The 22,135-nt window shown below is 71.3% G+C and carries 18 protein-coding genes; 6 read left to right on the forward strand and 12 right to left on the reverse strand.

What is annotated here, in order from left to right:
• Positions 1–3: 3 nt before the first annotated feature.
• Positions 4–1,665, reverse strand: a complete 1,662-nt coding sequence (locus VFV21_RS08150) for an MASE1 domain-containing protein (protein WP_329668934.1) — start codon at positions 1,663–1,665, stop codon at positions 4–6.
• Positions 1,666–1,774: 109 nt separating this feature from the next.
• On the opposite strand from VFV21_RS08150, the gene VFV21_RS08155 reads away from it, so the two are divergent.
• Positions 1,775–2,395 carry a response regulator transcription factor gene (locus VFV21_RS08155; RefSeq protein WP_329668935.1) on the forward strand — a complete coding sequence of 207 codons (621 nt, stop codon included), beginning with the start codon at positions 1,775–1,777 and terminating at the stop codon, positions 2,393–2,395.
• 57 nt (positions 2,396–2,452) lie between these two features.
• Here VFV21_RS08155 and rpoH read toward each other — a convergent pair whose 3' ends face one another.
• The 7 genes from rpoH to rhlB form a co-directional block, all read right to left on the reverse strand.
• Positions 2,453–3,328, reverse strand: coding sequence for an RNA polymerase sigma factor RpoH (rpoH, locus tag VFV21_RS08160; protein ID WP_329668936.1), 876 nt, complete (start codon positions 3,326–3,328; stop codon positions 2,453–2,455).
• A 200-nt stretch (positions 3,329–3,528) separates the two neighbouring features.
• Entirely contained in the window at positions 3,529–4,251 is a 723-nt protein-coding gene (gene ung, locus VFV21_RS08165; protein ID WP_329668937.1) for a uracil-DNA glycosylase, read from the reverse strand.
• A 3-nt stretch (positions 4,252–4,254) separates the two neighbouring features.
• Positions 4,255–5,100, reverse strand: a complete 846-nt coding sequence (locus VFV21_RS08170) for a response regulator (RefSeq protein ID WP_329668938.1) — start codon at positions 5,098–5,100, stop codon at positions 4,255–4,257.
• Position 5,101: 1 nt separating this feature from the next.
• Positions 5,102–6,082: a permease-like cell division protein FtsX gene (ftsX, locus tag VFV21_RS08175; protein ID WP_414638523.1), complete on the reverse strand. Its 981-nt coding sequence runs from the start codon at positions 6,080–6,082 to the stop codon at positions 5,102–5,104.
• Entirely contained in the window at positions 6,079–6,765 is a 687-nt protein-coding gene (gene ftsE / locus VFV21_RS08180) for a cell division ATP-binding protein FtsE (RefSeq protein ID WP_329668939.1), read from the reverse strand. Before ftsE ends, ftsX begins: the two co-directional genes overlap by 4 nt.
• Before the next feature lie 26 nt (positions 6,766–6,791).
• Positions 6,792–6,875, reverse strand: coding sequence for a DUF6053 domain-containing protein (locus VFV21_RS13490; RefSeq protein WP_414638525.1), 84 nt, complete (start codon positions 6,873–6,875; stop codon positions 6,792–6,794).
• A 12-nt stretch (positions 6,876–6,887) separates the two neighbouring features.
• A complete protein-coding gene (rhlB, locus tag VFV21_RS08185) occupies positions 6,888–8,570 on the reverse strand; it encodes an ATP-dependent RNA helicase RhlB (RefSeq protein WP_329668940.1) in 1,683 nt (560 codons plus the stop codon).
• Between the two features lie 168 nt (positions 8,571–8,738).
• On the opposite strand from rhlB, the gene trxA reads away from it, so the two are divergent.
• Both trxA and rho read left to right on the forward strand, forming a co-directional pair.
• Positions 8,739–9,065, forward strand: coding sequence for a thioredoxin TrxA (trxA, locus tag VFV21_RS08190; protein WP_034212593.1), 327 nt, complete (start codon positions 8,739–8,741; stop codon positions 9,063–9,065).
• 158 nt (positions 9,066–9,223) lie between these two features.
• Complete coding sequence (gene rho, locus VFV21_RS08195) at positions 9,224–10,957, forward strand: transcription termination factor Rho (RefSeq protein WP_329668941.1); 1,734 nt, start codon at positions 9,224–9,226, stop codon at positions 10,955–10,957.
• 62 nt (positions 10,958–11,019) lie between these two features.
• On the opposite strand, the gene VFV21_RS08200 is transcribed toward rho, so the two are convergent.
• A complete protein-coding gene (locus VFV21_RS08200; protein ID WP_329668942.1) occupies positions 11,020–11,817 on the reverse strand; it encodes a hypothetical protein in 798 nt (265 codons plus the stop codon).
• Between the two features lie 114 nt (positions 11,818–11,931).
• Here VFV21_RS08200 and VFV21_RS08205 point away from each other — a divergent pair, with 114 nt between their 5' ends.
• Complete coding sequence (locus tag VFV21_RS08205; protein WP_329668943.1) at positions 11,932–13,737, forward strand: monovalent cation:proton antiporter-2 (CPA2) family protein; 1,806 nt, start codon at positions 11,932–11,934, stop codon at positions 13,735–13,737.
• 138 nt (positions 13,738–13,875) lie between these two features.
• Here the strand turns inward: VFV21_RS08205 and VFV21_RS08210 are convergent, their stop codons facing one another.
• Together VFV21_RS08210 and VFV21_RS08215 are read right to left on the reverse strand one after the other, a co-directional pair.
• A complete protein-coding gene (locus VFV21_RS08210) occupies positions 13,876–17,172 on the reverse strand; it encodes an ankyrin repeat domain-containing protein (protein WP_329668944.1) in 3,297 nt (1,098 codons plus the stop codon).
• Complete coding sequence (locus VFV21_RS08215; RefSeq protein WP_329668945.1) at positions 17,165–17,419, reverse strand: YcgL domain-containing protein; 255 nt, start codon at positions 17,417–17,419, stop codon at positions 17,165–17,167. Before VFV21_RS08215 ends, VFV21_RS08210 begins: the two co-directional genes overlap by 8 nt.
• A gap of 120 nt (positions 17,420–17,539) precedes the next feature.
• Here VFV21_RS08215 and VFV21_RS08220 point away from each other — a divergent pair, with 120 nt between their 5' ends.
• The gene (locus VFV21_RS08220; RefSeq protein ID WP_329668946.1) at positions 17,540–19,888 is read left to right on the forward strand and encodes a prolyl oligopeptidase family serine peptidase; all 2,349 of its coding nucleotides are present in this window, start codon (positions 17,540–17,542) and stop codon (positions 19,886–19,888) included.
• Positions 19,889–20,033: 145 nt separating this feature from the next.
• On the opposite strand, the gene VFV21_RS08225 is transcribed toward VFV21_RS08220, so the two are convergent.
• Positions 20,034–20,987, reverse strand: a complete 954-nt coding sequence (locus VFV21_RS08225) for a pteridine-dependent deoxygenase (RefSeq protein ID WP_329668947.1) — start codon at positions 20,985–20,987, stop codon at positions 20,034–20,036.
• Between the two features lie 67 nt (positions 20,988–21,054).
• On the opposite strand from VFV21_RS08225, the gene hemF reads away from it, so the two are divergent.
• A complete protein-coding gene (hemF, locus tag VFV21_RS08230; protein WP_329668948.1) occupies positions 21,055–22,032 on the forward strand; it encodes an oxygen-dependent coproporphyrinogen oxidase in 978 nt (325 codons plus the stop codon).
• Positions 22,033–22,135 lie beyond the last annotated feature (103 nt).

The raw sequence follows: 22,135 nt of genomic DNA on the forward strand, positions 1-22,135 counted from the left end.
GACTCAGCGGCGGAGCGGTTGCCGGAGCAGGGCGTGCACGCGCAGGCCCGGCTTGCGCTGGCTGATCACGAGGCGGCCGCCGAGCGCCAGCACGCGGTCCTGCAAGCCGGTCATGCCGTTGCCCGGGCGGAGCTGCGCCACGCGGCCCTGGCCGTTGTCGCGGATGTCGAGGAACAGGCACAGCTGGCCACCGCGCGCGCTGACCCGCAGCCGCAGCGTGCAGCGCGTGGCGCGGGCGTGGCGCACGACGTTCGTGATGGCCTCCTGCGCGACGCGGAAGGCCGCGACCCGGTAGACCGGATTCAGGCGCGCCAGCAGCCGGGCATCGCCCTCCAGCCGGGTCTCAAACACCAGGCCCGCGTCTTCGGCGAGGCGGCGCAAGCTGCCGCGGTCGATCGCACCGAACAGGCCCAGCTCGTCGAGCGCCGCCGGGCGCAGCGAATCAAGCACGCGTCCGATGTTCTGCTGCATCAGCCGCGTGATCTCCAGCAGGCGATCGACCACGCCCTCGCGGCCGGCGGCGGCCAGGTCCGGCGCCGACAGCTTCAGGTGGGTCTGCAGCGCGGCCAGGTTCTGGCCGAACTCGTCGTGCAGTTCGCCGGCCAGGCGCTGGCGCTCGCGCTCCTCGACCTTGAGGTTGCGCAAGGCCGCTTCGTGCAGCTCTTCGGCCAGGCGCAACTGGTGGCGCTTGGCCTGCGCCAGCTCCCCGGCCTGCTGGCGCAGCCCGTCGACCGTGGCGCCGAACATCAGCGCCATCGCGCCGGCGATCGCGATGAACAGCTGCAGCCACACTGGCCACTGCGCGGCGAAGCCGAGGTGGTCCTCGAGGGCGATCAACGTACTGGCCGACCACAGCGACAGCGTCGCGCCGCGCCAGCCGTGCCGCATCGAGAACACCACCACCGCCACCAGCACCAGCATCCGCAGCAGTTCGGCCAGCGCGTTGGAGTCACGCGCCAGTGCCACCAGCACCAGCAGGCCGATGAAGAACGGCGCCAGCATCATCGCCTCGCCCAGGATCCGGCGCGAGCCCGCGCGATGGCGCGGCTCCACGCACCACGCCCCCAAGGGCACCACCAGCAGCACGCCGATGAAGTGGCCCAGCAGGTTCTTGACGAAGAAGAAGGCCAGCAGCGAAACGTCGGTGCCCAGGCGCTTCGTGTCCACCAGCAGCGCCAGCCGCAGGTCGCTGACGCTGCCCTCGTTGAGCACGTAGAGCAGGTCCTTGCCCGCCAGCAGCGCCGCCGCGACCAGCCCCGCGACCAGGAAGCGTTCGATGCCCGCCACGCTGGCCAGCGCCAGCGGCCGCACGTCGGCGCGGAACAGCAGCGCGACGCCGGCGATGGCGAGGAAGGGTTCGGCGAAATTGCCAAGCAGGAACGACGTGGCGTCGTGCCAGTAGTCGAGGAAGCCGCCCTCGACGCCGTTGCGCCAGCCCACCAGCACGCCGTTGAGGCAGCGCACCAGGATGGTCGCAATGATGATGGCGGGCCACTTGCGGCGCGGCAGCAGCCAGAGCGCGAGGAACAGCAGGCCCGTCGCCACGTGCCAGTGCAGGAACCCCAGCACCAGCAGCACCCAATAACCGAGGCCAAAGGCCAGCACCGCGACCCAGGCAGGCCAGGACGCGGTTCCGGGGGCGGGAGGGGAAGGCGCCGCGTACATCCGCGGATTGTCCGTACGCAATCGGGGCCCAGACAAGGACTCCCGTCACACTAAGAAAAAATCTCACCCCCGGGTTCGGGCGCGACCCGGAACTGTCAAACTCCGCGCCATGATCCGCGTCCTCCTCATCGACGACCATGCCATCGTCCGCGAGGGCTTCAAGCGATTGATCGAGAGTTCCCCCGGATTCCTGGTAGTGGCCGAAGCCCGCAACGCCGACGAGGCGCTGTCCGCGCTCGAGCGCGTGGCGGCCGACATCGCCGTGGTCGACATCAGCCTGGGCGACGGCGCCAGCAGCGGCCTGGACCTGATTGCCCTGCTGCGCGACCTGATGCACGGCCTGCGCTGCGTGGTGCTGAGCATGCACGACGATTCCGGCCTGGTCCTGCGCGCGCTCGAACAGGGCGCGCGCGGCTACTTCACCAAGGCGGTGGCCGCCGACGAGCTGCTCGACGGCCTGCGCCGCATCGCCGCCGGCGAGGTGGTGCTGAGCTCGGACCTGGCGCCGCCGGTGTCCAACCCGGCGCCACTGCTGACCCCGCGCGAGCGCGCCACCCTGCGCGGGCTGCTGTCGGACCGGCCGCCGAAGGCCATCGCCTACGACCTGGGCATCAGCGACAAGACGCTGTACCGGCACCGCGCCAACCTCATGGAGAAGCTCGGCGCCCGCAACGCCACCGAGCTGGCGCGCATCGCCCGCGAGCGCGGCCTGCTGGCCGACCTCGGCTGAGCCCGGAAACGAAGACGGCCCCTCGCGGGGCCGTCCTTCATCGCGTTGCGGCGAGGATCAGGCCGCGAACAGCGCCCGCATCTTCTTGAGCGCGTTGGCCTCGACCTGGCGGATGCGCTCGGCGCTGACGCCGTACTCGTCGGCCAGCTCCTGCAGCGTCGCCTTGGGCTCGCCCAGGAAGCGGCGCTTGAGGATGTCGCGCGAACGCTGGTCGAGGCCGGCCAGGCCCTCGCGCAGCAGTTCGAGCTGGTCGTCCTCGTGGCTCTCGCGCTCGTAGGCCATCGCCGGGTCGTCGCTGGTGTCGCGCAGGTAGGCGACCGGCGACGGCGGGGCGTTCTCGTTGTCTTCGTCCGGCGCGTCGAAGCCGACGTCGCGGCCGCTCAGGCGCGACTCCATTTCCAGCACTTCGCGCTTGGAAACGTTGAGGTCCTTGGCCACGGCGGTGACTTCGGCGTCGTTCATCCAGCCCAGGCGCTTCTTGCTCTTGCGCAGGTTGAAGAACAGCTTGCGCTGCGCCTTGGTGGTGGCGACCTTGACGATGCGCCAGTTGCGCAGGATGAACTCGTGCATCTCGGCGCGCACCCAGTGCACGGCGAACGACACCAGGCGCACGCCCTGGTCGGGGTCGAAGCGCTTGACGGCCTTCATCAGGCCGATGTTGCCTTCCTGGATCAGGTCGCCCATGCCCAGGCCGTAGCCCTGGTAGCCGCGGGCCACGTGCACGACGAAGCGCAGGTGCGAGACGACCAGGGCCTTGGCGGCGTCGAGGTCTTCCTCGTCGCGGAAGCGGCGCGCGAGGTCCTGCTCCTCCTCGACGGTGAGCACGGGGACGCGGTTGACCGCGGCGATGTACGCATCCAGCGAACCGAGCGCACTCGGGATCGGCAGGTTGTTCGCGATCAGGGCGGTGGTGGTCATGCGTTCCTCTTTCATGGGCCGGAGTTTAGCACTCGGCCTGTTGGAGTGCTGAATAGGCCAAAAGTTCCCTGTCCGTCCCATGAATGGAACAGCCAATCCCCTGGCGACCTGCCTGTTCTGGGGGCCGTGCCGCGGGGTTCAAGGGGGTCGGGCCAGCCCGGGCCGGCGAACCCACCCACCGGCCATCGCCCGGGGTCGGCGCCCGGCGCCAGGGCTCAGGAGTTCGCGAGCCAGGCCTCGACCTCGGCCCGGGGCGGCAGCGCCCAGTCGATCGGGGCCAGGCCGGCGCCCTGCAGCCAGCGGTTGGCCTTGCCGAAGTGGCCGCAGCCCAGGAACCCGCGGTGCGCCGACAGCGGCGAGGGGTGCGGGGCCCGCAGCATGCAGTGCCGGCGCGGGTCCACCAGCTTGCCCTTGGCCTGGGCGTAGCTGCCCCAGAGCATGAACACCAGGCCCTCGCGCTCCCGGTCCAGGGCCTGGACGATGGCGTCGGTGAAGCCCTCCCAGCCCTTTCCCTGGTGCGAGCCGGGCTTGCCCTCCTCCACGGTCAGCACCGCGTTGAGCAGCAGCACGCCCTGCCGGGCCCAGCTGGCCAGGCAGCCGTGGTCGGCCGGGGGGATGCCGAGGTCGGCCTTCATTTCCTTGTAGATGTTCTGCAGCGAGGGCGGCACCGGCACCCCGGGCAGCACCGAGAAGCACAGGCCGTGGGCCTGGCCGGCGCCGTGGTAGGGGTCCTGGCCCAGGATGACGACCTTGACCTGGTCGAAGGGCGTGGCGTCGAGCGCGGAGAAGATGCGCGGGCCGGCCGGGAAGATGGCCTTGCCTCGCGCCTTTTCCTGACGCAGGAAGGCGCCGAGTTCGCGCATGTCGGGGCGCTGGAGGTAGTCGCCGACGCGCGCCTTCCAGGACGGCCCCAGCCGGATCCGGTCCTCGTCGGACACGGACTACTTCTTGGCGAGCTTGGCGCGCAGCATGCGCCCGACCCGCAGCTGGAACAGCAGCTTGGTCACCAGCAGGCGTTCTTCGATGGGCTTCTGCACCAGGTCGTTGGCGCCCTCGCGCAGCAGGTCGCTCTGGTTGGCCGGGTTGGCGTCGCCCGTCATCACCAGCACGGGCAGCATGCCCTTGGCGTAGCCGAATTCGTGCCGGATGGAATGAAGCAGGTCCTTGCCGGTCAGCTCGCCCTTCAGGTAGACGTCGGTGAGCACCACGTCCGGTCCGGGGATCTTGCCCTGGGCCTTGGCGGTCTCGAGGTGGGCGATCGCATCCTCGACGCCGGTGGCGTGGGTGACGGTGAGGCCGTGCTTCTCGAGCATGCGGCGGGTGGCCATGGCCACGACGCGGCTGTCCTCGACGTAAAGCACTTCGCCGCCGGCCTCGGATTCGGGCGCGACGTAGCCCTTGATGAAGGCGGCCAGCGCGTTGAAGCCCAGCGCCTTGTCGAAGTAATCGGTGACGTCGTCGCTGATCGAGCGGCTCTCGAGGCGCTCCTGCACGTCGCCCGAGACCACGATGATGGGGATGTAAGCCTGCGGCGTGTGCTCGCGCAGGTAGCGGGCCAGGTCCAGTCCGTCCATGTCCGGCAGGCGCAGGGCGGTGGTGACCAGGTTCACGGCGCCGGCCTGCAGGGCGGCCTTGGCCTCCTCGCCGGTTTCGCAGCCGACGAACTCCATGTCCGGCAGCTGCTGGCGCAGCACGCCCTCGATCATCTTGCGCACGACCTTGGAGACGTCCACGACCATGATGCGCGGCGAAGCGGTGTCGAAGCTGCGGAAACTCGGGTTGCTCATATCAGACGTCCACCGGACGGGTCCGACGTAGATGATGCCCGGTTGCGAGCCATGCGCCCAGCCACCCCATCAGGGCCGAGCCGGCCAGCAGCGCCAGGCTGCCGCGCCAGCCGGGGCCGGCGAGGTCGAACTGGCTGCCGTAGCTGGCCACCAGGGCCGACAGCCGGCCCTGCAGCAGCAGCCCCGCGACCACCAGCAGCCCGCCCGCCAGCAGGCCCGCGGCCAGGCCGTACCACGCGCCCAGGTACAGGAAGGGCCGGCGCACGAAGGCGTCGGTGGCGCCGAGATGCTGCAGGACGGCGATTTCCTCGCTGCGCGCGCCGATGTCGAGCCGGACCGTATTGCCCACCACCAGCAGCACGCCCAGCCCGAGCAGCACGGCCACGACCTGGACCAGTCGCTCGCCGAAGGCCAGCCAAGCCGACAGGCGCTGGCGCCAGGCGGCGTCGTGCTGGACCACTTCGGCCTGCGGCAGCTCGCGCAGGTCGGCGGCCAGGGCGTCGCCGTCGTCGCGCGGCTGCACCACCAGCACGGTGGGCAGCGGGTTCTCGTCCAGCACCTCGAGCGCGCCCGCGAGGTCGCTCATGGCGCGGAATTCAGCCAGGCCCTCTTCGGGCGTACGCACGATGACCGCGGCGACGTCCGGACGGGCACCGATGCCGGTGGCGAGGTCGCGGGCCTGGGCGACGGTGACCTCGGCCTTGAGGAAGACGCCGATCTCGCGCGATTCGGACACGCTGCCGGAAAAACGTTCGATGTTGCCCAAGGCCAGGCCCAGGCCCAGCGGCAGCGCGATCGCAATTGCCATGACGCCGACCGTCAGGCCGGTGGCGAAGGGGCGCTTGAGCAGGCGGCCGAGGCTCGAGACCAGCGAATACAGGTGCTGCTCGCGCCAGGCGCGCAGGCGGCTGCCGAGGCCGCCCGGCTTCACGCGTTCGGCGGCGACGGGCTTGGCGGCGGGTTTGGTGGCCTTGGTGTTCACGCCGCCAGGTCCTCGGGCGAGATGTCGTCGGCGAGCTTGCCGTGGTCGAGCACCAGCACGCGGCGGCGCATGCGCTTGACCAGGGCCAGGTCGTGGCTGGCGACCATGACGGTGGTGCCCAGCGCGGGCAGCGAGGCGAACAGCTGCATGATCTCGGCCGCCAGCTGCGGGTCGAGGTTGCCGGTGGGCTCATCGGCCACCAGCAGCTGCGGCTGCGCGACGATGGCGCGGGCGATGCCGACGCGCTGTTGCTCGCCGGTGGAAAGCTGCAGCGGCAACGAGCGCTCGCGATCGCCCAGGCCGACCTTGTCGAGCACCGCGCGCACGCGCTTGCCGACCTCGGCGCCAGGCGTGCCGGCGATCAGCAGCGGCAGCGCGACGTTGTCGAACACGCTGCGGTCGGTGAGCAGGCGATGGTCCTGGAACACCACGCCGACCTGGCGCCGGTGCAGCGGCACCTTGCCGCCGCGGACCTTGGCCAGGTTGCGCTCGTTCACCAGCACGGTGCCGCGGCTCGGGCGCTCGGACAGATGCACGAGGCGCAGCAGGGTGGACTTGCCGGCGCCCGAATGGCCGGTGACGAACAGCATTTCGCCCTCTTCCACCGAGAAGCTGACCTCGCTGAGCGCGGGCGCGCTGCCGGGGTAGGCCTTGGAAACGTTGTCGAAACGGAGCAGGGCCATGGCGATCGGGGGCGTCGACGGTGCGGTCAATCTAGCAGACATGAAAATGTGGGAGGGACTTCAGTCCCGATGCTTTTCGCGGAAAGCATCGGGACTGAAGTCCCTCCCACAGAGGGCGCGGCTTAGTGGCCGGTGGGCGGGGTGCGCTTCACCAGCGACTTGAGGCCCGCCTTGATGCGGCCGAGCAGCGAGGGCTTCTCGCCCGCCGGGGCCTTCGCGGGCGCGGCCTCGGGCTTGCGCTCTCCGCGCGGCTTGCCGCCTTCGACGGCGGCGGCATCGCCCACCGGGCGACCGCCGCGACGACGGCGACGCTTGCGCGCCGGCGCATTCGGATCGGCCTGCATCGGCGAGGAAGGCGCCGGGCGCTGGGCCGGACGCTCGACGGCTTCCACCGCGGCTTCCGCCGGCGGCGCCGGCTTGCGCTCGCGCTGGGCACCGGGGCGCGGGCCACTGCGCTCGCGCGAACCGCCGCCCGGACGGCCGCCGTCGCGACCCCCGCTGCGGCCGCCGCGGCCGCGCTTCTCGTCCTCGGCGGCCTTGGCCTCGCGGACTTCGCGGAAGATCGCGGTGACGCTCTCGGCCTCGCCGTCGTCCTCGCCCTCGACCTGGGGTCGCGGTGCGCGCGGCTTGGCGATCAGCAGCTCGGGCTCGACCGCGGCCACCGGCAGCTTCTGCTCGATGTAGGCCTCGATGTCGGGCAGCGACATCGCGTAGCGCTCGCAGGCGAAGCTGATCGCGTCGCCCTCGGCGCCCAGGCGCGCGGTGCGGCCGATGCGGTGCACGTAGTCCTCGGCGTCGAACGGCAGGTCGTAGTTGTAGACGTGCGAGACGCCGTCGATGTGCAGGCCGCGGGCGGCCACGTCGGTGGCGACCAGCAGGTCGAGCTGGCCCTTCTGGAAGCGCGCCAGCAGCGTTTCGCGCTTCTTCTGCGGCACGTCGCCCGACAGCACGCCGACGCGGAAGCCGGCGCGCTCGAGCGCCTTGGCCACGCGCTCCACCCACACCTTGGTGTTCACGAACACCATCGTGCGGTGGCCTTCGCTGCGGGTCAGCAGGCCGATCAGCAGCGGGATCTTCTCTTCATCCGCCGGGAAATAGACCAGCTGGCGGACCTTGGCGGCGGTGATGAACTCGGTCTCGACGACGAGCTTCTCGGGCTCGTTCATGTGCTCGTAGGCCAGCTCCAGCACGCGATGGCTGAGGGTGGCGGAGAACAGCAGGGTCTGGCGCTCGGTGCGGATGGGCATGCGGCGCAGCAGGAAACGGATGTCCTTGATGAAGCCGAGATCGAACATGCGGTCGGCCTCGTCGAGCACGCAGACCTCGCAGGCGTGCAGCGAGACGACCTTGTGCTGCTTGACGTAGTCGATCAGGCGGCCCGGGGTGGCGATGATCACGTCCACGCCCTGCTGCAGCAGCTCGCGCTGCTTGTCGTAATCCACGCCGCCATAAACCAGGGCGAAGCGCAGGCCGAGGTCGGAGCCGAACTTCACGGCGTCCTTGTGGATCTGGATGGCCAGCTCGCGGGTGGGCGCGAGGATGAGCGCGCGCGGATCCTCGGGCTTGCGGTCGGCCAGGGCCGGGCGGGTCAGCAGGCGGTTGATCAGGGCGACCAGGAAGGCCAGGGTCTTGCCGGTGCCGGTCTGGGCCTGGCCGGCGACGTCGCGGCCGTTGAGCGCCAGCGGCAGGGTCAGGGCCTGGATCGGGGTGCAGCGGGTGAAGCCCGCGGATTCGAGGCCGGCCTGCAGGGCCGGATGCAGCTCGAAGCTGGAAAAAACGATGTCAGTCAGCGGTTTATCGGACATGGGACTCTCTTGGGGCGCGTCTCTGCGCTTGCGCGGCCTGTCCGGGAATCGCAAACTCGTGGCGTCCGGGGGTGCCGCTGTCGGTTGTTTATCGGCGAAAGCGCCCCAGTTTAACCCAACGATGGCGGCAACCGGCCGCATCCCCCAAGAAAATCAGGAGTTTGAGGCATGAGCGACCAGGTCCTACACGTGGGCGACAGCGACTTCGAGGCCCAGGTGCTCAAGTCCGACACCCCGGTACTGGTGGATTTCTGGGCCGAGTGGTGCGGCCCCTGCAAGATGATCGGCCCTATGGTCGACGAGCTGGCCGGCACCTATGCCGGCAAGGTCAAGGTGGTGAAGATCAACATCGACCACAACCCGCAGACCCCGCGCCAGTACGCCGTCCGCGGCATCCCGACCCTGATGATGTTCAAGGACGGCAAGGTGCACTCGACCCAGGTCGGCGCGGTCGGCAAGTCGCAGCTCGCGCAGTTCATGGACAAGGCGCTCTGAGCGCCGCGCCCCGGCCCCGGCCGGGGCTTCCTGCCCCATGCGGGTTGTCGCCGCGGGGCAGCCGGTGGTAGCGTAACGACGTCGAGGCGCCCCGGGCGCCCACTCTCTTCTGCAAGAACCCCTCCCTCCCCCACGCTCGCGTTCGCGAGGTGAATCCTGTGTCCGATAACGAAAACGAATCCGGCGTAAGCGCCGAGAAGCGCCCGCGCAAGCCGCGCAGCGCCCCCAGCCAGAACCCCGCGGAAACCACGAACGCCCCGGCTCCCGAGCGCGCCCCCGCGCCGGCGTCCGGCGGCGGCGACGCCCCGTCCGGCGGCGGCCACGAGGGCGGCCAGCCGCGCTCCGGCGGCGGCCAGGAAGGCGGCGGCCAGCCCCAGGGCGGCAGCCACGGCGGCGGCCCGCAGAATGAAGGCGGTGGCCAGGGCGGCGAAGGCGGCCAGGGGGGCGAAGGCGGCTTCCGCGAAGGCCGGCGCAACCGCCGCGACCGCTTCCGCGACAAGCGCGACCGCTTCCGCGACCGTCCGCGCGACGGCGGCGGCGGCGATGACGAGGCCGGCAACGGCGGTGGCGGCAACGGCGGCGGCGAGCGCAATGATCGCCCGATGCCGCAGCTGCCGCCGGACTTCCCGGTCTACAGCCTCAACGACCTCAAGCGCATGCCGGCGCACAAGCTGCTGGAAATCGCCGACAAGCTGAACCTGCATGAGGGCGTCGCCCGCATGCGCAAGCAGGACGTCAACTTCGCCCTGCTCAAGGTGCTCACCCGCCACCCCGCCGGCGTCGCCGGCGACGGCGTGCTCGAGATCCTGCCCGACGGCTACGGCTTCCTGCGCAGCGACGACGCCAGCTACCTGGCCGGCCCGGACGACGTCTACATCTCGCCCAGCCAGATCCGCCGCTTCAACCTGCGCACCGGCGACCACATCGCCGGCCGCATCCGCAGCCCGAAGGACGGCGAGCGCTACGTCGCGCTCAACATCGTCGACACCATCAACGGCGAACCGCCGGAGGCGTCGAAGGGCAAGGTGCTGTTCGAGAACCTGACGCCGCTGTTCCCGCGCGAGCGCTTCAAGCTCGAGCGCGGCAACGGTTCGTCGGAAGACATCACCGGCCGCGTGATGGACCTGATGTCGCCGATCGGCAAGGGCCAGCGCGCCCTGATCGTCTCGCCGCCCAAGGCCGGCAAGACCATGCTGATGCAGAACGTCGCCCAGGCCATCCTGCACAACCACCCGGAAGTGCACCTGATCGTGCTGCTGATCGACGAGCGCCCGGAAGAAGTGACGGAAATGCAGCGCAGCGTGCGCGGCGAAGTGATCTCGTCCACCTTCGACGAGCCGGCCGCGCGCCACGTGCAGGTCGCCGAGATGGTGATCGAGCGCGCCAAGCGCCTGGTCGAGCACAAGAAGGACGTGGTGATCATGCTCGACTCGATCACCCGCCTGGCCCGCGCCTACAACACCGTGGTGCCCAGCTCCGGCAAGGTGCTCACCGGCGGCGTCGACGCCAACGCGCTGCACCGTCCGAAGCGCTTCTTCGGCGCGGCCCGCAACGTCGAGGAAGGCGGCTCGCTGACCATCATCGCCACCGCGCTGGTCGAGACCGGCTCGAAGATGGACGAGGTGATCTACGAAGAGTTCAAGGGCACGGGCAACAGCGAAGTGCACCTGGACCGCCGCATCGCCGAGAAGCGCGTCTACCCGGCCATCAACATCAACCGCTCCGGCACCCGCCGCGAAGAGCTGCTGATCGAGCCGGACATGCTGCAGAAGATCTGGATCCTGCGGAAGCTGCTGCACCCGATGGACGAGCTGGCCGCGATGGAGTTCCTGCTCGAGAAGATGAAGAACACCAAGTCGAACGACGAGTTCTTCTCCTCGATGAAGCGCTGAGGCACCCGGCAGGAAAAGAAAAAGCCCCGCGGAAGCGGGGCTTTTTCGTGGCCTGCGCCGGCTCAGCCGCCGATCGGCGTCTGCAGCTTCCAGCGCTCCGAGTTCGCGACGCCGCCGTCGCCCAGCTCGGCGGCCTCGTCCTTGGCGCGCTCCTCCGCCACCCAGGCCGGCGCCTGCACGGGCGCCATCCGCGTGCGGACCCAGCGCCCCTGGAAACCCGGCGGCGTGTAAAGAACCGGAACCACGGCCCGGCCGCCCTTGACGTCGGGGATGACCCAGCCGGCCGCGGCCTGCTCGGAGGCCTCGCGGAAGGCCTCGACGTGGCGCTCGACCTGGTTGGTCTCCACCTCACCCCCCAGCAATAGCAGCTCTTCCACGGCGGAGCGGATCACCCGGCCCTCGTCGTCGGTCTGCACGAACAGCTTCACGCGGGCGCCGACGCCATGGTCCGCCGGCCGGCGCGGATAGCGCGGCGGCTTGACCCGCCGGGCCGCGACGTCCGCCGCGCCCTGGTCGGTGGCGTCGATGAAGGTCACCTCCTTGAAGCCGATGCGCACGCCCTGCTCGCCCGGCTGGCGCACGACGAACAGGGCGAGGTTGACGTAGGCATAGGCCTTGACCGGCTTGCCTTCGTGCAGGATCGGCTCGAAGCGCCAGCCCATCATCTGCTGCTCGAAGCTCTTCATGACCCCCTCGCCCAGCTGCTGGTGGTCAAGCTTCACTTCGACGACGCGGCCCTCGGCGTCGATCGCCAGATCGCCATGGGTGCTGGCGGTGAACACCTCCTGCAGATCGCTGGCGGACGCCGACGGGGAGGCCAGCGCGCCGACCAGGACGGCGAGGGGGACAAGCAGCTTCATCATGGATTCGATTCCGGGGGGACGAGGCCGGAGTTAAGCATCGGTCGACGGGCGGGACAAGGCGAGGCGTCCGCGCCATGTCGCGTCGTCACGCCGCTGACGCATAATCGGGCCATGCACGGCACCGGCTACCTCGGCATCATCCTCGTCTTCCTGATCGCGGCGGTGGTCGCGGTGCCTCTGTTCCGGCGCCTGGGGCTGGGCGCGATCCTCGGCTACCTCGCCGCCGGCGTGGCGATCGGCCCCGAAGGCCTGGCGGTGGTGCCCGACCCCGAGGACGTGCTGGCCGCGTCCGAATTCGGCGTAGTCATGCTGCTCTTCATCATCGGCCTCGAGCTGAGCCCGCCGCGCCTGTGGGTGATGCGCCGGCAGGTGTTCGGCACGGGCGGCCTGCAGGTGCTGGTGTCGGCGGCGGCGATCGGCCTGGTCGCCGCGACCTTCCTGGGCGGCTGGAAGGCACCGGTGGTCGTGGGCCTGGGCCTGGCGCTGTCCTCCACCGCGGTCGGGCTGCAGCTGCTGGCCGAGCGCAAGGAGCTGACCGCCGCGCACGGCCGCGTCGCCTTCGCGATCCTCCTGTTCCAGGACCTGGTGGCGATCCCGCTGCTGGCGGCGATCCCGCTGATGGGCGAGGCCAAGGCGCTCGAGCAGTCGGCGCCGCCGCTGGCGTCGGTGCTCAACGCGGTGGTGGTGATCGCCGCGGTGATCGTCGGTGGCCGGCTGCTGCTCCGGCACCTGCTGCGCGTCGTGGCCCGCGCCAACTCGGTGGAGGTATTCACCGCCACCGCACTGCTGGTGGTGGTCGGCAACGCCTGGCTGATGCAGTGGGTCGGGCTGTCGATGGGCCTGGGCGCCTTCCTGGCCGGCGTGCTGCTGGCGGACTCGGAGTACCGGCACGAGCTCGAGTCGCACATCGAGCCGTTCAAGGGCCTGTTCCTTGGGCTGTTCTTCATGGCGGTCGGCATGAGCATCGACCTGGGCGTGGTGGCGCGCGAGCCGGCGGTCATCCTGGGCGGCGTGGTGGCGCTGCTGGCGTTGAAGACCTTGCTGCTCATGGCGATCGGCCGCTGGTCGGGCGGGCTGGCGCCGCGCGAGGCGCTGCGGTTGGGCGCGGTGCTGGCGATGGGCGGCGAGTTCGGCTTCGTGGTGTTCGCCGAGGCGCTCAAGGCCGGCCTGATCGATGCCGCGATCCGCGACAAGCTGTTCGTGGTGATCGGCCTGTCGATGGCGGCCACGCCGCTGGCGCTGATGGCGGTGTCGCGCTGGCTGCAGACGCATCCCGAGCCCAAGCCCCAGCGGGCGCACGACACCATCGACGACGAACACCCGCGGGTGATCATCGCCGGCTTCGGCCGCATGGGGCAGATCGTCGGCCGCATGCTGCGCGCGCAGAAGATCCCGTTCACCGCGCTGGAGACCAGCGCCGAGCAGGTGGATTTCCTGCGCCGCTTCGGCAACAAGATCTACTTCGGCGACCCGGCGCGGCCCGAGCTGCTGCGGGCGGCGCGCGCCGACCTGGCCGAGGTGTTCGTGCTCACCACCGACGACCCCGACGCCAACGTACGCACGGCGCGGCTGGTGAAGCGCATGTTCCCGCACCTGAAGGTGTACGCCCGCGCCCGCAACCGCCAGCACGCCTTCAAGCTGATGGACATGGACGTGCAGGTGACGCGCGAGACCTTCCACTCCAGCCTGGTCATGGGCCGCCGCGTGATGGAGGCGCTGGGCGTGCCGGCCGAAGAAGCGGCGCGCAACACCGAGAAGTTCCGCGAGCACGACGAAGCCCTGCTCCGCCAGCAGCACCTGGTCTACGACGACGAGGCCGCGCTGGTGGCCTCGGCGCGCGAGGCGCAGCGCGAGCTGGAGACCCTGTTCGAGGCCGATATCGGGCCGGTGGAGGATGATGGGGATGCGGGGCGGTGACGGCTGAGTAGCAGGAGTTAGTGGATAGAAGTTAGGAGTTAGGGAGAGCGGCGCTTTCCGAGCTGGCCGTCCCCACTAACTCCTAACTCCTATCAACTAACTCCTGCTCCAACTGTTCCGGCTTCAACTGTTCCGGCTTCACCGCGGATCCCGCAGGAACCTCGCCAACGACGGCGTGCCGCTGCGGGCCGGCTCGAACTCCGCCGCCACGTCCACGAAGCCGCGCAGCACCGCAATGTCGTGCGGCGTGCGGCCCAATCCGTCGCGCGCCTGGCGGTTGCCGCCCTCGCGCAGCAGGCGCTGCACCACCCGCGGCAGGCCGTGCAGGGCGGCCAGGTGCAGCGGGGTGAAGCCACGCTGGTCCTGCGCCTCGAGGCTGACGTCCTCGGCCAGCAGGCGCTCCAGCGCCGCCAGCAGCACTTCTTCGTCGCAGGCGGCGCCGGGCTCGGCGCGGGCGCCGAGCAGCATCAGCAGCGGCGTCTGCCCCAGGTCACTGGCCTCGTCGGGCGCCGCGTCGGCCAGCAGCAGGATGTCCATCAGCGCCAGCACGCGCTGGCGATCGCGCGACGAGAAGGCGTGCAGCGCCGCGCAATGCAGCGGGCTCAGGCCCTGGGCGTCGCGCGCCCGCGGGTTGGCGGCGTGCGCGAGCAGGCGCGATACGAGTTCGGGCTGGCCCAGCGCGGCCGCCAGCATCAGCGGCGTCACGTCGCCGGGCAGGGCGAGGTCGGGCGCGGCGCCGGCGCGCAGCAGCTGGTCCACTACGCCGACATGGCGCATCGAGATCGCGGCCGACAGCGGCGTGGCGCCGGTGCGCGCCGACAGCGCGGTGTCGGCGCCGCGCTCAAGCAGCAGGGCCACCACCACGTCGTGCCCGCCGCCGGCGGCGCGCAGCAGCGCGGTGCAGCCCTGGGTATCGGTGCCGTCCACCGGCAGGCCGAGCTCGAGCAGGCGCAGCACCGCCTCGGCATCGCCGGCCATCGCGGCGGCCGGCAGGTCGGCGGCCTGCAGCGCGCGGCCGGGCAGCTGCCACTGGCGCCACTCCAGCCAGTGCGAGAGTTCACGGCGATCGGCCGCGAGCGCCAGGCCCAGCGGCGTCTGGCCGTCGGGTGCGGACAGCGCGGGCGAGGCGCCGTGGCGGATCAACACGCGCAGCGCGCTCTCGCGGCCCAGCGTGGCGGCGACGTGCAGCGCGGTGTGGCCGCGGCCGTCGCGGGCGTTCGGATCCACGCCGGCGGCCAGCAGGGCTTCCGCGAGGCGCAGCCAGCCGAGCTGGATCGCCAGGCCCAGCGGCGGATCCGCGGGCGCGCCGCCAAACGCGTCGGCGCCGCGCTCGAGCAAGGCCAGCGCGAACTGTTCGTGGCCGCGCGTGGTGTGCTCGCCGCTCTGGCAGGCCTGCAGCCACAGCGACAAACCGCCGCGGCCGCCGACCGGCTGCGCCACTTCCAGCAGGCGCTGCAGCGCCGGCAGCGCGTGGCCGCCGCGGCCCAGCAGGTGGAACAGCACGCTCTGCTCGCCGTCGATGGCGAAGTCGGCGCGGGCGCCATGGCGCAGCAACCAGTCGAAACCGACCGCATCGCCTTCGCCGGAGAACTCGAGCAGCAGCGAAGCCATGCCCGCCGCATCCGGACCGGCGCCGAGCCGCAGCATGGCCTCGGCGGATTCGCGCCGGCCGGACTGCAGGGCCTCGCGCAGCAGTTCGCGCGGCGTCTTCTCGAAGTGGCCCTCGGACAGGCCCTCGGCCACGCTGGCCGGCAGCGGATAGGAGGGGTCGAGCACCGCCACCAGCGGCCAGCGGCCGGCGCCGAGCGCGTGCTCGAGCGCGCGGCGGCCGTCGGCGTCGCGCTGTTCGGGATTCACGCCGAGCGCGATCAGGTGGCGCAGGAACTCCGGCGTCGCGCCGGCCTCGGTGGCCAGCACCAGCGCATTCCGGCCGTGGCCGTCGACCGCCGACACGTCCGGACGCGCCTGCGCCAGCCGCGCCAGCACGGCGGCGTGGTGGCCACGGGCGGCTTCGAGCAGCGGCGTGATGCCGTCGGCGTCGTGCGCGTTGCGGTCGGCGCCGGCGTCGAGCAGTTCGCCCACGATCTCGGCGTTGCCGGCGGCGCAGGCCAGCAGCAGCGCAGTGCGCTGGCGGGCGCCACGCGCGTCCACCCTCGCCTTGTGACGCAGCAGCAGCTGCACGCCGGCGGTGTCGTCGTCGCCGACCACGGCCGCCAGCAGCGCCGGCTGGCCGTCCTTGGGCTCGGGCTTGGCGCCGCGTTCGATCAGGAAGCGCGCGAGGCGCCAGTTGCCGGCCGCGCAGGCGATGCCCAGCGGGCTGAAGCCTTCGGCGTTGAGCGCCTCGAGGGTGGCGCCGGCGTCGAGCAGCAGGGCCGCCACGGCGGCGTCGGTGCTGCGCGCGGCGTGGTGCAGCGGCGTGTTGCCATCGGCGTCGGCGCGGCGCGCGTCGGCGCCGTTGGCGAGCAGGGTCATCACCGCCTCGGGACGCCCGTGCCAACTGTCGCGGGTGGCGGCCAGCAGCGGCGTCAGGCCGGCGTGCTCGTCGTTGAGGTCGACGCCCCGCGCGATCAGTTCGCGCAGCAGGCGCAGGTCGCCCAGCAACGCGGCCAGCATCGGCAGCGTGCGCTGGTCGCGGTCGTCGGGATCGGGCTCGGCGCCGGGGTCGACGCCGGACGCGAGCAGGGACAGCGCGGCCTCGATGCGACCGGCGCGGGCCGCGGCATAGAGTTCCGCTTCCGGAGACAGGCCACCGTCGCCCAGGGCCAGCGGCGGCGCGTCCTCTTCGTCGTCATCGCCGTAGATCGGCAGGCTGGCCAGCGAAGGCGGCGCCGGCGGCGCGCCGAAGCGCTGCACCAGGACATGCGCGGCCACGGCGACCGCCAGCAGGCCGCCGGCCGCCAGCCAGCGGTGCGGCGCCGGCACGAGGCCCGGCCAGGCCAGCAGCAGCGAACCCGCCAGCACGACGAACACGGAGAGCGCGACCACGAAGCCGCGCCCCGCCTCCTCCGGCCCGCCGGAACCCACGGCCGCAGCCAGTGGCGGCAGGCGGCCCGATTCACGCTCAGCCAGGCCGAAGGCCGGCCAGGCCCGCCACAGGCAAAGCAGCGCCGCGCCTGCCATGCCGCTCAGCGCCAGCGCCGAGGTCAGCGAGCCGGTATCGCGCAGCGCGGCCAGCGGCCAGGCGGTGGCCAGGGCCATCAGGCCCAGGCCCAGGAGCCAGACCAGGGCGAGGCCGAGGGCTTCGCGCAGGCCGGCGGCATCGAAACCCGGGGTCGGCCGCAGGCTACGCAGGCTGGCCAGGCCCAGCGCCAAGGCAGGCTGGGCGAGCCAGGCGCCAAGCAGGCCGGCCGGATGCGGCCAGGCCACGGCCAGGGTCAGGCCGGCGCCCAACAGCAGCCAGGCCCAGGCCAGCGCGACGCGGCGGGGTTCAGCCATCGACCAGGGGGTCCAACACGGTCGGCGGGAACTGCAGGTGGAAGCCATGTGCCGCGAGGTTGGCGCGCACCACGGCCGGGTCGGCCTGGGCCAGCTTGCGCTCGGGCGTCAGGGCCACTTCCAGCACGAAGACCAGTTCGCCCAGCGGCGCGCGCACGGGTTCCGGCACGAGCGCGAAGTCGTCCCGCTTGCGCAGGTAGACGTAGGTGTCGGGCTTCCGGAGGGACTTGTAGACGTAGGCTTGCATGGTGCCGCCGCAGGGTTCGGGCGATTGTCGCCGCAAACGCCACGGGGGAAAAGCAGCACGGGCCGCCCACACACCGGCTTTGCTAGGCTTGCGGGCCGTCATCGCCCACTGGGAGCCGCCATGCGCCACCGCCACCTCGCCCTCGCCCTGCTCGCGGCCTGCGCCGCGCCGGCCCTGGCGAACGACACCCCGCTGACCCTCGACCAAGCCATGGCGCACCCGGACTGGATCGGCCCGCCGGTGGAACAGGCCTGGTGGTCGCTCGACGGCCAGCGCGCGCTGTACACGCTCAAGCGCGAGGGATCGCCGGTGCGCGACACCTGGACGCTGCCGGTGGCCGGCGGCACGCCGGTGCGCGTCGAAGGCGCCGCGCTGGCGGACGTGGACGCCGCCCAGGTCGACTTCGATGCCAGCGGCCGGCGCGCGGTGTTCGTGCGCAACGGCGACGTGTTCCTGCGCGAGGTGGGCGGCGCGCTGCAGCAGCTCACCCGCAGCGCCGAAACCGAGGCGAATGCGCGCTTCGCCGCCAATGGCCGCGACGTGGTGTGGAGCGTGGGCAACGACTGGTTCCGCTGGTCGCCCGAGGCGCGCCTGGCCCAGCCGGCCGCCCTGCCGCGCGCCGAAAAGGACCCGGCCGCCGCGCCCGAAGCCGACGCCCTGCGCGACCACCAGCTGCGCCTGAGCAGCACGCTGGCGCGCGAGAAGGCGCAGCGCGAGGCCCTTCGCGACCATGCCGAAGCGCTGCGCGCCGCCGACCCGACCCGCGCCGCCGCGCCGGCCTACCTCGGCGACAAGCTGCAAATCAGCGCGAGCTCGATGTCGCCCGACGGCCGCTGGCTGCTGGTGGTCACCGAAGCCAAGGGCGCCGAGGCCGGCCGCACCGGAAAAATGCCGAAGTACGTGACCGAATCGGGCTACGAGGAAGCCGAGGACGTGCGCGTGCGCGTCGGCCGCAACGCGCCCTTCGCGCAGCAGCTCAAGCTGGTGGACCTGCGCGACAACCGCGTGCGCGACCTGCCGTTCGCGCCCCTGCCGGGCATCGCCACCGACCCGCTGGCCGACCTGCGCCGCGCCGCCAAGCTCGAACCGCTCAAGGGCGAGCGCGCGGTGCGCATCGGCGGCATCCAGTGGTCGGACGATGGCCGCGGCGTCGCCGTGATGGCCCGCGCAGTGGACAACAAGGACCGGTGGATCGCCACCGTCGACTTCGACGCGGGCGCACTGCAGCCGCTGCACCGCCTCACCGACACGGCCTGGATCAACTGGAACTTCAACGAGTTCGGTTGGCTGCCGGACAACAAGACGCTGTGGTTCCTGTCGGAGGAAAGCGGCTGGTCGCACCTGTACACGGCCACGCCGGGCGGCCGCGCCAAGGCGCTGACCCGCGGCAAGTGGGAGGCGTCGTCGCCGCAGTGGACGCTGGACGGCGCGACCGCGTACTTCGTCTGCAACCGCGCGCGCCCGGGTGACTACGAGGTCTGCGCGGTGTCGCGCGACGGCGGCGACGTGCGCGAGGTGACGGCGCTCGACGGCGTCGAGGACTTCTCGCTCTCGCCGGACGGCCGCCAGCTGCTGCTGCGCTGGTCGGCCCACCACACGCCGCCGCAGCTGGCGCTGCAGCCGGTCGCCGGCGGCGAGGCGCGCAAGCTCACCGACACGCGCAGCGAAGACTTCAAGTCGCGCACCTGGCTCGCGCCGCAGACCGTGGAAGTGCCGTCCACGCACGGCGCCGGCACGGTCTGGGCCAAGCTCTACCGCCCGGCGACGCTGGAGGCCGGCCGCAAGTACCCGATCGTGATGTTCGTGCACGGCGCCGGCTACCTGCAGAACGTCAGCGACCGCTACCCGAACTATTTCCGCGAGCAGATGTTCCACCAGCTGCTGGTCGAGCGTGGCTTCATCGTGCTCGACATGGACTTCCGCGCCTCCGAGGGCTACGGCCGCGACTGGCGCACGGCGATCTACCGCCAGATGGGCCACCCGGAGCTCGAGGACTACGTGGACGGCGTGAAGTACATGGTGGCGCAGCACCAGGGCGACGCCGCCAACGTCGGCATCTACGGCGGCAGCTACGGCGGCTTCATGAGCTTCATGGCGCTGTTCCGCGAGCCCGGCATCTTCAAGGCCGGTGCCGCGCTGCGCCCGGTCACCGACTGGACCAGCTACAACCACGAGTACACCTCGAACATCCTCAACACGCCCGAGCTGGACCCGGAGGCCTTCCGCAAGTCCTCGCCGATCGAGTACGTGGAAAACCTGCGCGGCCACCTGCTGATCAGCCACGGCATGATCGACGACAACGTCTTCTACCAGGACTCGATCCGCCTGGCGCAGCGCCTGATCGAACTCAAGAAGCACGACTGGGAGCTGGCCAGCTACCCGCTGGAGCGCCACGGCTACCAGCACCCGGAAAGCTGGTACGACCAGTACCGCCGCATCCTGGAACTCTTCGACGAAAACCTGAAGTAAGGGCGTTTTTGCCACGGATGAACACTGATAAACACGGATAGAAGCGAGCAAACCATTTGCTCAAGGAAAGCCGGGGACGCCTTGCCGTCCCCGGCTTTTTCTTTATCTGTGTTTATCAGTGTTCATCCGTGGCAAAAAAACAGCTTCAAGTTGCCGCGAAGACGCCTTCGAGTTCGACGTCGAGTTCGCGGCGGCAGACGTCGCCGCGGAGGTAGCTGATGCGGTCGGCCGGGATGCCCGTGGTGGCCATCACCGCGCGCGCCGCGTCGAGGTCGGCGGCGTGGCGCAGGTAGATGCGCAGCGCCTCGCAGCCCGCGGGTTGGAAGCGGTGCCCGGTCTTTCCAGCGGCCTGGGCCATCAGCGCGTCGAGGTTGCGCAGGCTTTCGCGCAGCTGCTCGGCACAGTCGCCGAGGTGCAGCGAGACGTGGCCGACGATGCTGGCCGTGCCGGACGCGAGCAGGCGCGGGGTGGCAGTGTCGGCGTCGAGAATCGCGCCGCGCGAGAAACCCGGGGACACCGGGCCGTGTTCGCGCGGGTACTGCCAGGCCGGCGTTTGCCGCGGATTCTCCAGCGCAATGGCCGGCGCGCGCGAGCACAGCGCCACCACCTTCAGCTGGCCGGGCGCGCCGACGGTGCCGATCGCGGTCGCGGCCGGCGGCGGGTCGTTGAACATGCCGTCCACGGCGCGGGCGCGGCCGACGCAGAAGCGGCGGTAGCGCTCCTCGTCGCCTTCGCCCTGGTTGATGGCGGCGAAGTAATTCCAGATCCGCAGCAGGTAGGGATGCGCGGACGGGCGCACCGCGACCAGCAGGCGTTCGTAAGCCAGGGCGGCGGCGGCCTCGATGTCGCCCGCCGCTTCGTCCAGCGCCAGCGCCACCAGCGCGTAATGCTCGCCGTGGGCCCAGGCGGCGCCGGCGGTCTCGGCCGACTCGGTGATGGCGCCGGCCAGCCAGGCCTCATCGGCGGGACCCGCCAGCGGCGGGCACTCGATGGCCAGCGGCGAGGCCACGCCGGACTGGAAGCGGAAGGGGATCAGGGCCTCGTCGCGCCGTTCGGGAACGATCCGGAGCCGCGCGGGAATGGGGTCGGGGGAGTTCATTGCTGGGCGCGATTATAGCCGCCGGCCGGGGCGGCTATCATGGCGGCCTGCTTGCCACGGGTGCCCCATGACCGACTTCCACGCCGTGCAGGACTACCTGCGCACGCTCCAGGACCGCATCTGCGCCGGCCTCGAAGCCATCGACGGCGGCCGCTTCGCCGAGGACGCCTGGACCCGCGAAGGTAGCGGCGGCCCGTCCCCGGGCGGCGGTCCCTCCCGGCATCCTGCCTCGCGGGACACTGGCCCGTCCCTGGGCGGCGGTGGCCGCAGCCGGGTGCTGAAGGAAGGCGCGGTGTTCGAACAGGCCGGCGTCGGCTTTTCCGATGTCTCGGGCGCCACCCTGCCCGCTTCCGCGACCGCACACCGGCCCGAACTCGCCGGCGCGCCCTGGCGCGCGGTCGGCGTGTCGCTGGTGATCCACCCGCGCAACCCCTACGTGCCGACCTCGCACGCGAACGTGCGCTTCTTCGAGGCCCGCCCCGAAGGCCGCGATCCGATCTGGTGGTTCGGCGGCGGCTTCGACCTCACGCCCTTCTATCCCTTCGATGAAGACGTGCGTCATTGGCACCAGGTCGCGCACGCAACCTGCGCTCCGTTCGGCCCCACCCGCTACGCCGAGCACAAGGCCTGGTGCGACAAGTACTTCTTCCTCAAGCACCGCGACGAAGCACGCGGCGTCGGCGGCCTGTTCTACGACGACCTGCATGCCGACGGCTTCGAGCGCAGCTTCGCCTACACCCGCGCGGTCGGCGACGCGTTCCTCGACGCCTACCTGCCCATCGTCGAACGCCGCAAGGACACGCCGCACGGCGAGCGCGAGCGCGAATTCCAGCTCTATCGCCGCGGCCGCTACGTGGAGTTCAACCTGGTCTGGGACCGCGGCACGCTGTTCGGCCTGCAGAGCGGCGGCCGCACCGAATCGATCCTGATGAGCCTGCCGCCGCGCGTGCGCTTCGAATACGCCTACACCCCGGAACCCGGCAGCCCCGAAGCCCGCCTCGCCGACTACCTCAAACCCCGCGACTGGCTGGGCGCGGGCAAATAAAAACCCCGCGGGCCAGGGGAAGCCCGCGGGGTCAGGGGTGGGAACCTGAGGCTGGGGAGAGCCCGGTTCCCGGTGGATCCACTCAGGGGAGGGAGTGATCCTG

This window comes from Arenimonas sp. (genome assembly GCF_036275555.1).
In the GTDB taxonomy this organism is placed as follows: domain Bacteria; phylum Pseudomonadota; class Gammaproteobacteria; order Xanthomonadales; family Xanthomonadaceae; genus Arenimonas.

Bases quoted from the DNA above. Each gene is read 5' to 3' on its own strand.
- rpoH (WP_329668936.1), bottom strand. From the start codon at position 3,328: ATGAAAGAGGAACGCATGACCACCACCGCCCTGATCGCGAACAACCTG.
- hemF (WP_329668948.1), top strand. From the start codon at position 21,055: ATGACCGACTTCCACGCCGTGCAGGACTACCTGCGCACGCTCCAGGAC.
- trxA (WP_034212593.1), top strand. From the start codon at position 8,739: ATGAGCGACCAGGTCCTACACGTGGGCGACAGCGACTTCGAGGCCCAG.
- VFV21_RS08220 (WP_329668946.1), top strand. From the start codon at position 17,540: ATGCGCCACCGCCACCTCGCCCTCGCCCTGCTCGCGGCCTGCGCCGCG.
- ftsE (WP_329668939.1), bottom strand. From the start codon at position 6,765: ATGGCCCTGCTCCGTTTCGACAACGTTTCCAAGGCCTACCCCGGCAGC.
- VFV21_RS08200 (WP_329668942.1), bottom strand. From the start codon at position 11,817: ATGAAGCTGCTTGTCCCCCTCGCCGTCCTGGTCGGCGCGCTGGCCTCC.
- rhlB (WP_329668940.1), bottom strand. From the start codon at position 8,570: ATGTCCGATAAACCGCTGACTGACATCGTTTTTTCCAGCTTCGAGCTG.
- VFV21_RS08170 (WP_329668938.1), bottom strand. From the start codon at position 5,100: ATGAGCAACCCGAGTTTCCGCAGCTTCGACACCGCTTCGCCGCGCATC.
- VFV21_RS08205 (WP_329668943.1), top strand. From the start codon at position 11,932: ATGCACGGCACCGGCTACCTCGGCATCATCCTCGTCTTCCTGATCGCG.
- VFV21_RS08225 (WP_329668947.1), bottom strand. From the start codon at position 20,987: ATGAACTCCCCCGACCCCATTCCCGCGCGGCTCCGGATCGTTCCCGAA.
- VFV21_RS08215 (WP_329668945.1), bottom strand. From the start codon at position 17,419: ATGCAAGCCTACGTCTACAAGTCCCTCCGGAAGCCCGACACCTACGTC.
- VFV21_RS08155 (WP_329668935.1), top strand. From the start codon at position 1,775: ATGATCCGCGTCCTCCTCATCGACGACCATGCCATCGTCCGCGAGGGC.
- VFV21_RS08150 (WP_329668934.1), bottom strand. From the start codon at position 1,665: ATGTACGCGGCGCCTTCCCCTCCCGCCCCCGGAACCGCGTCCTGGCCT.
- VFV21_RS08210 (WP_329668944.1), bottom strand. From the start codon at position 17,172: ATGGCTGAACCCCGCCGCGTCGCGCTGGCCTGGGCCTGGCTGCTGTTG.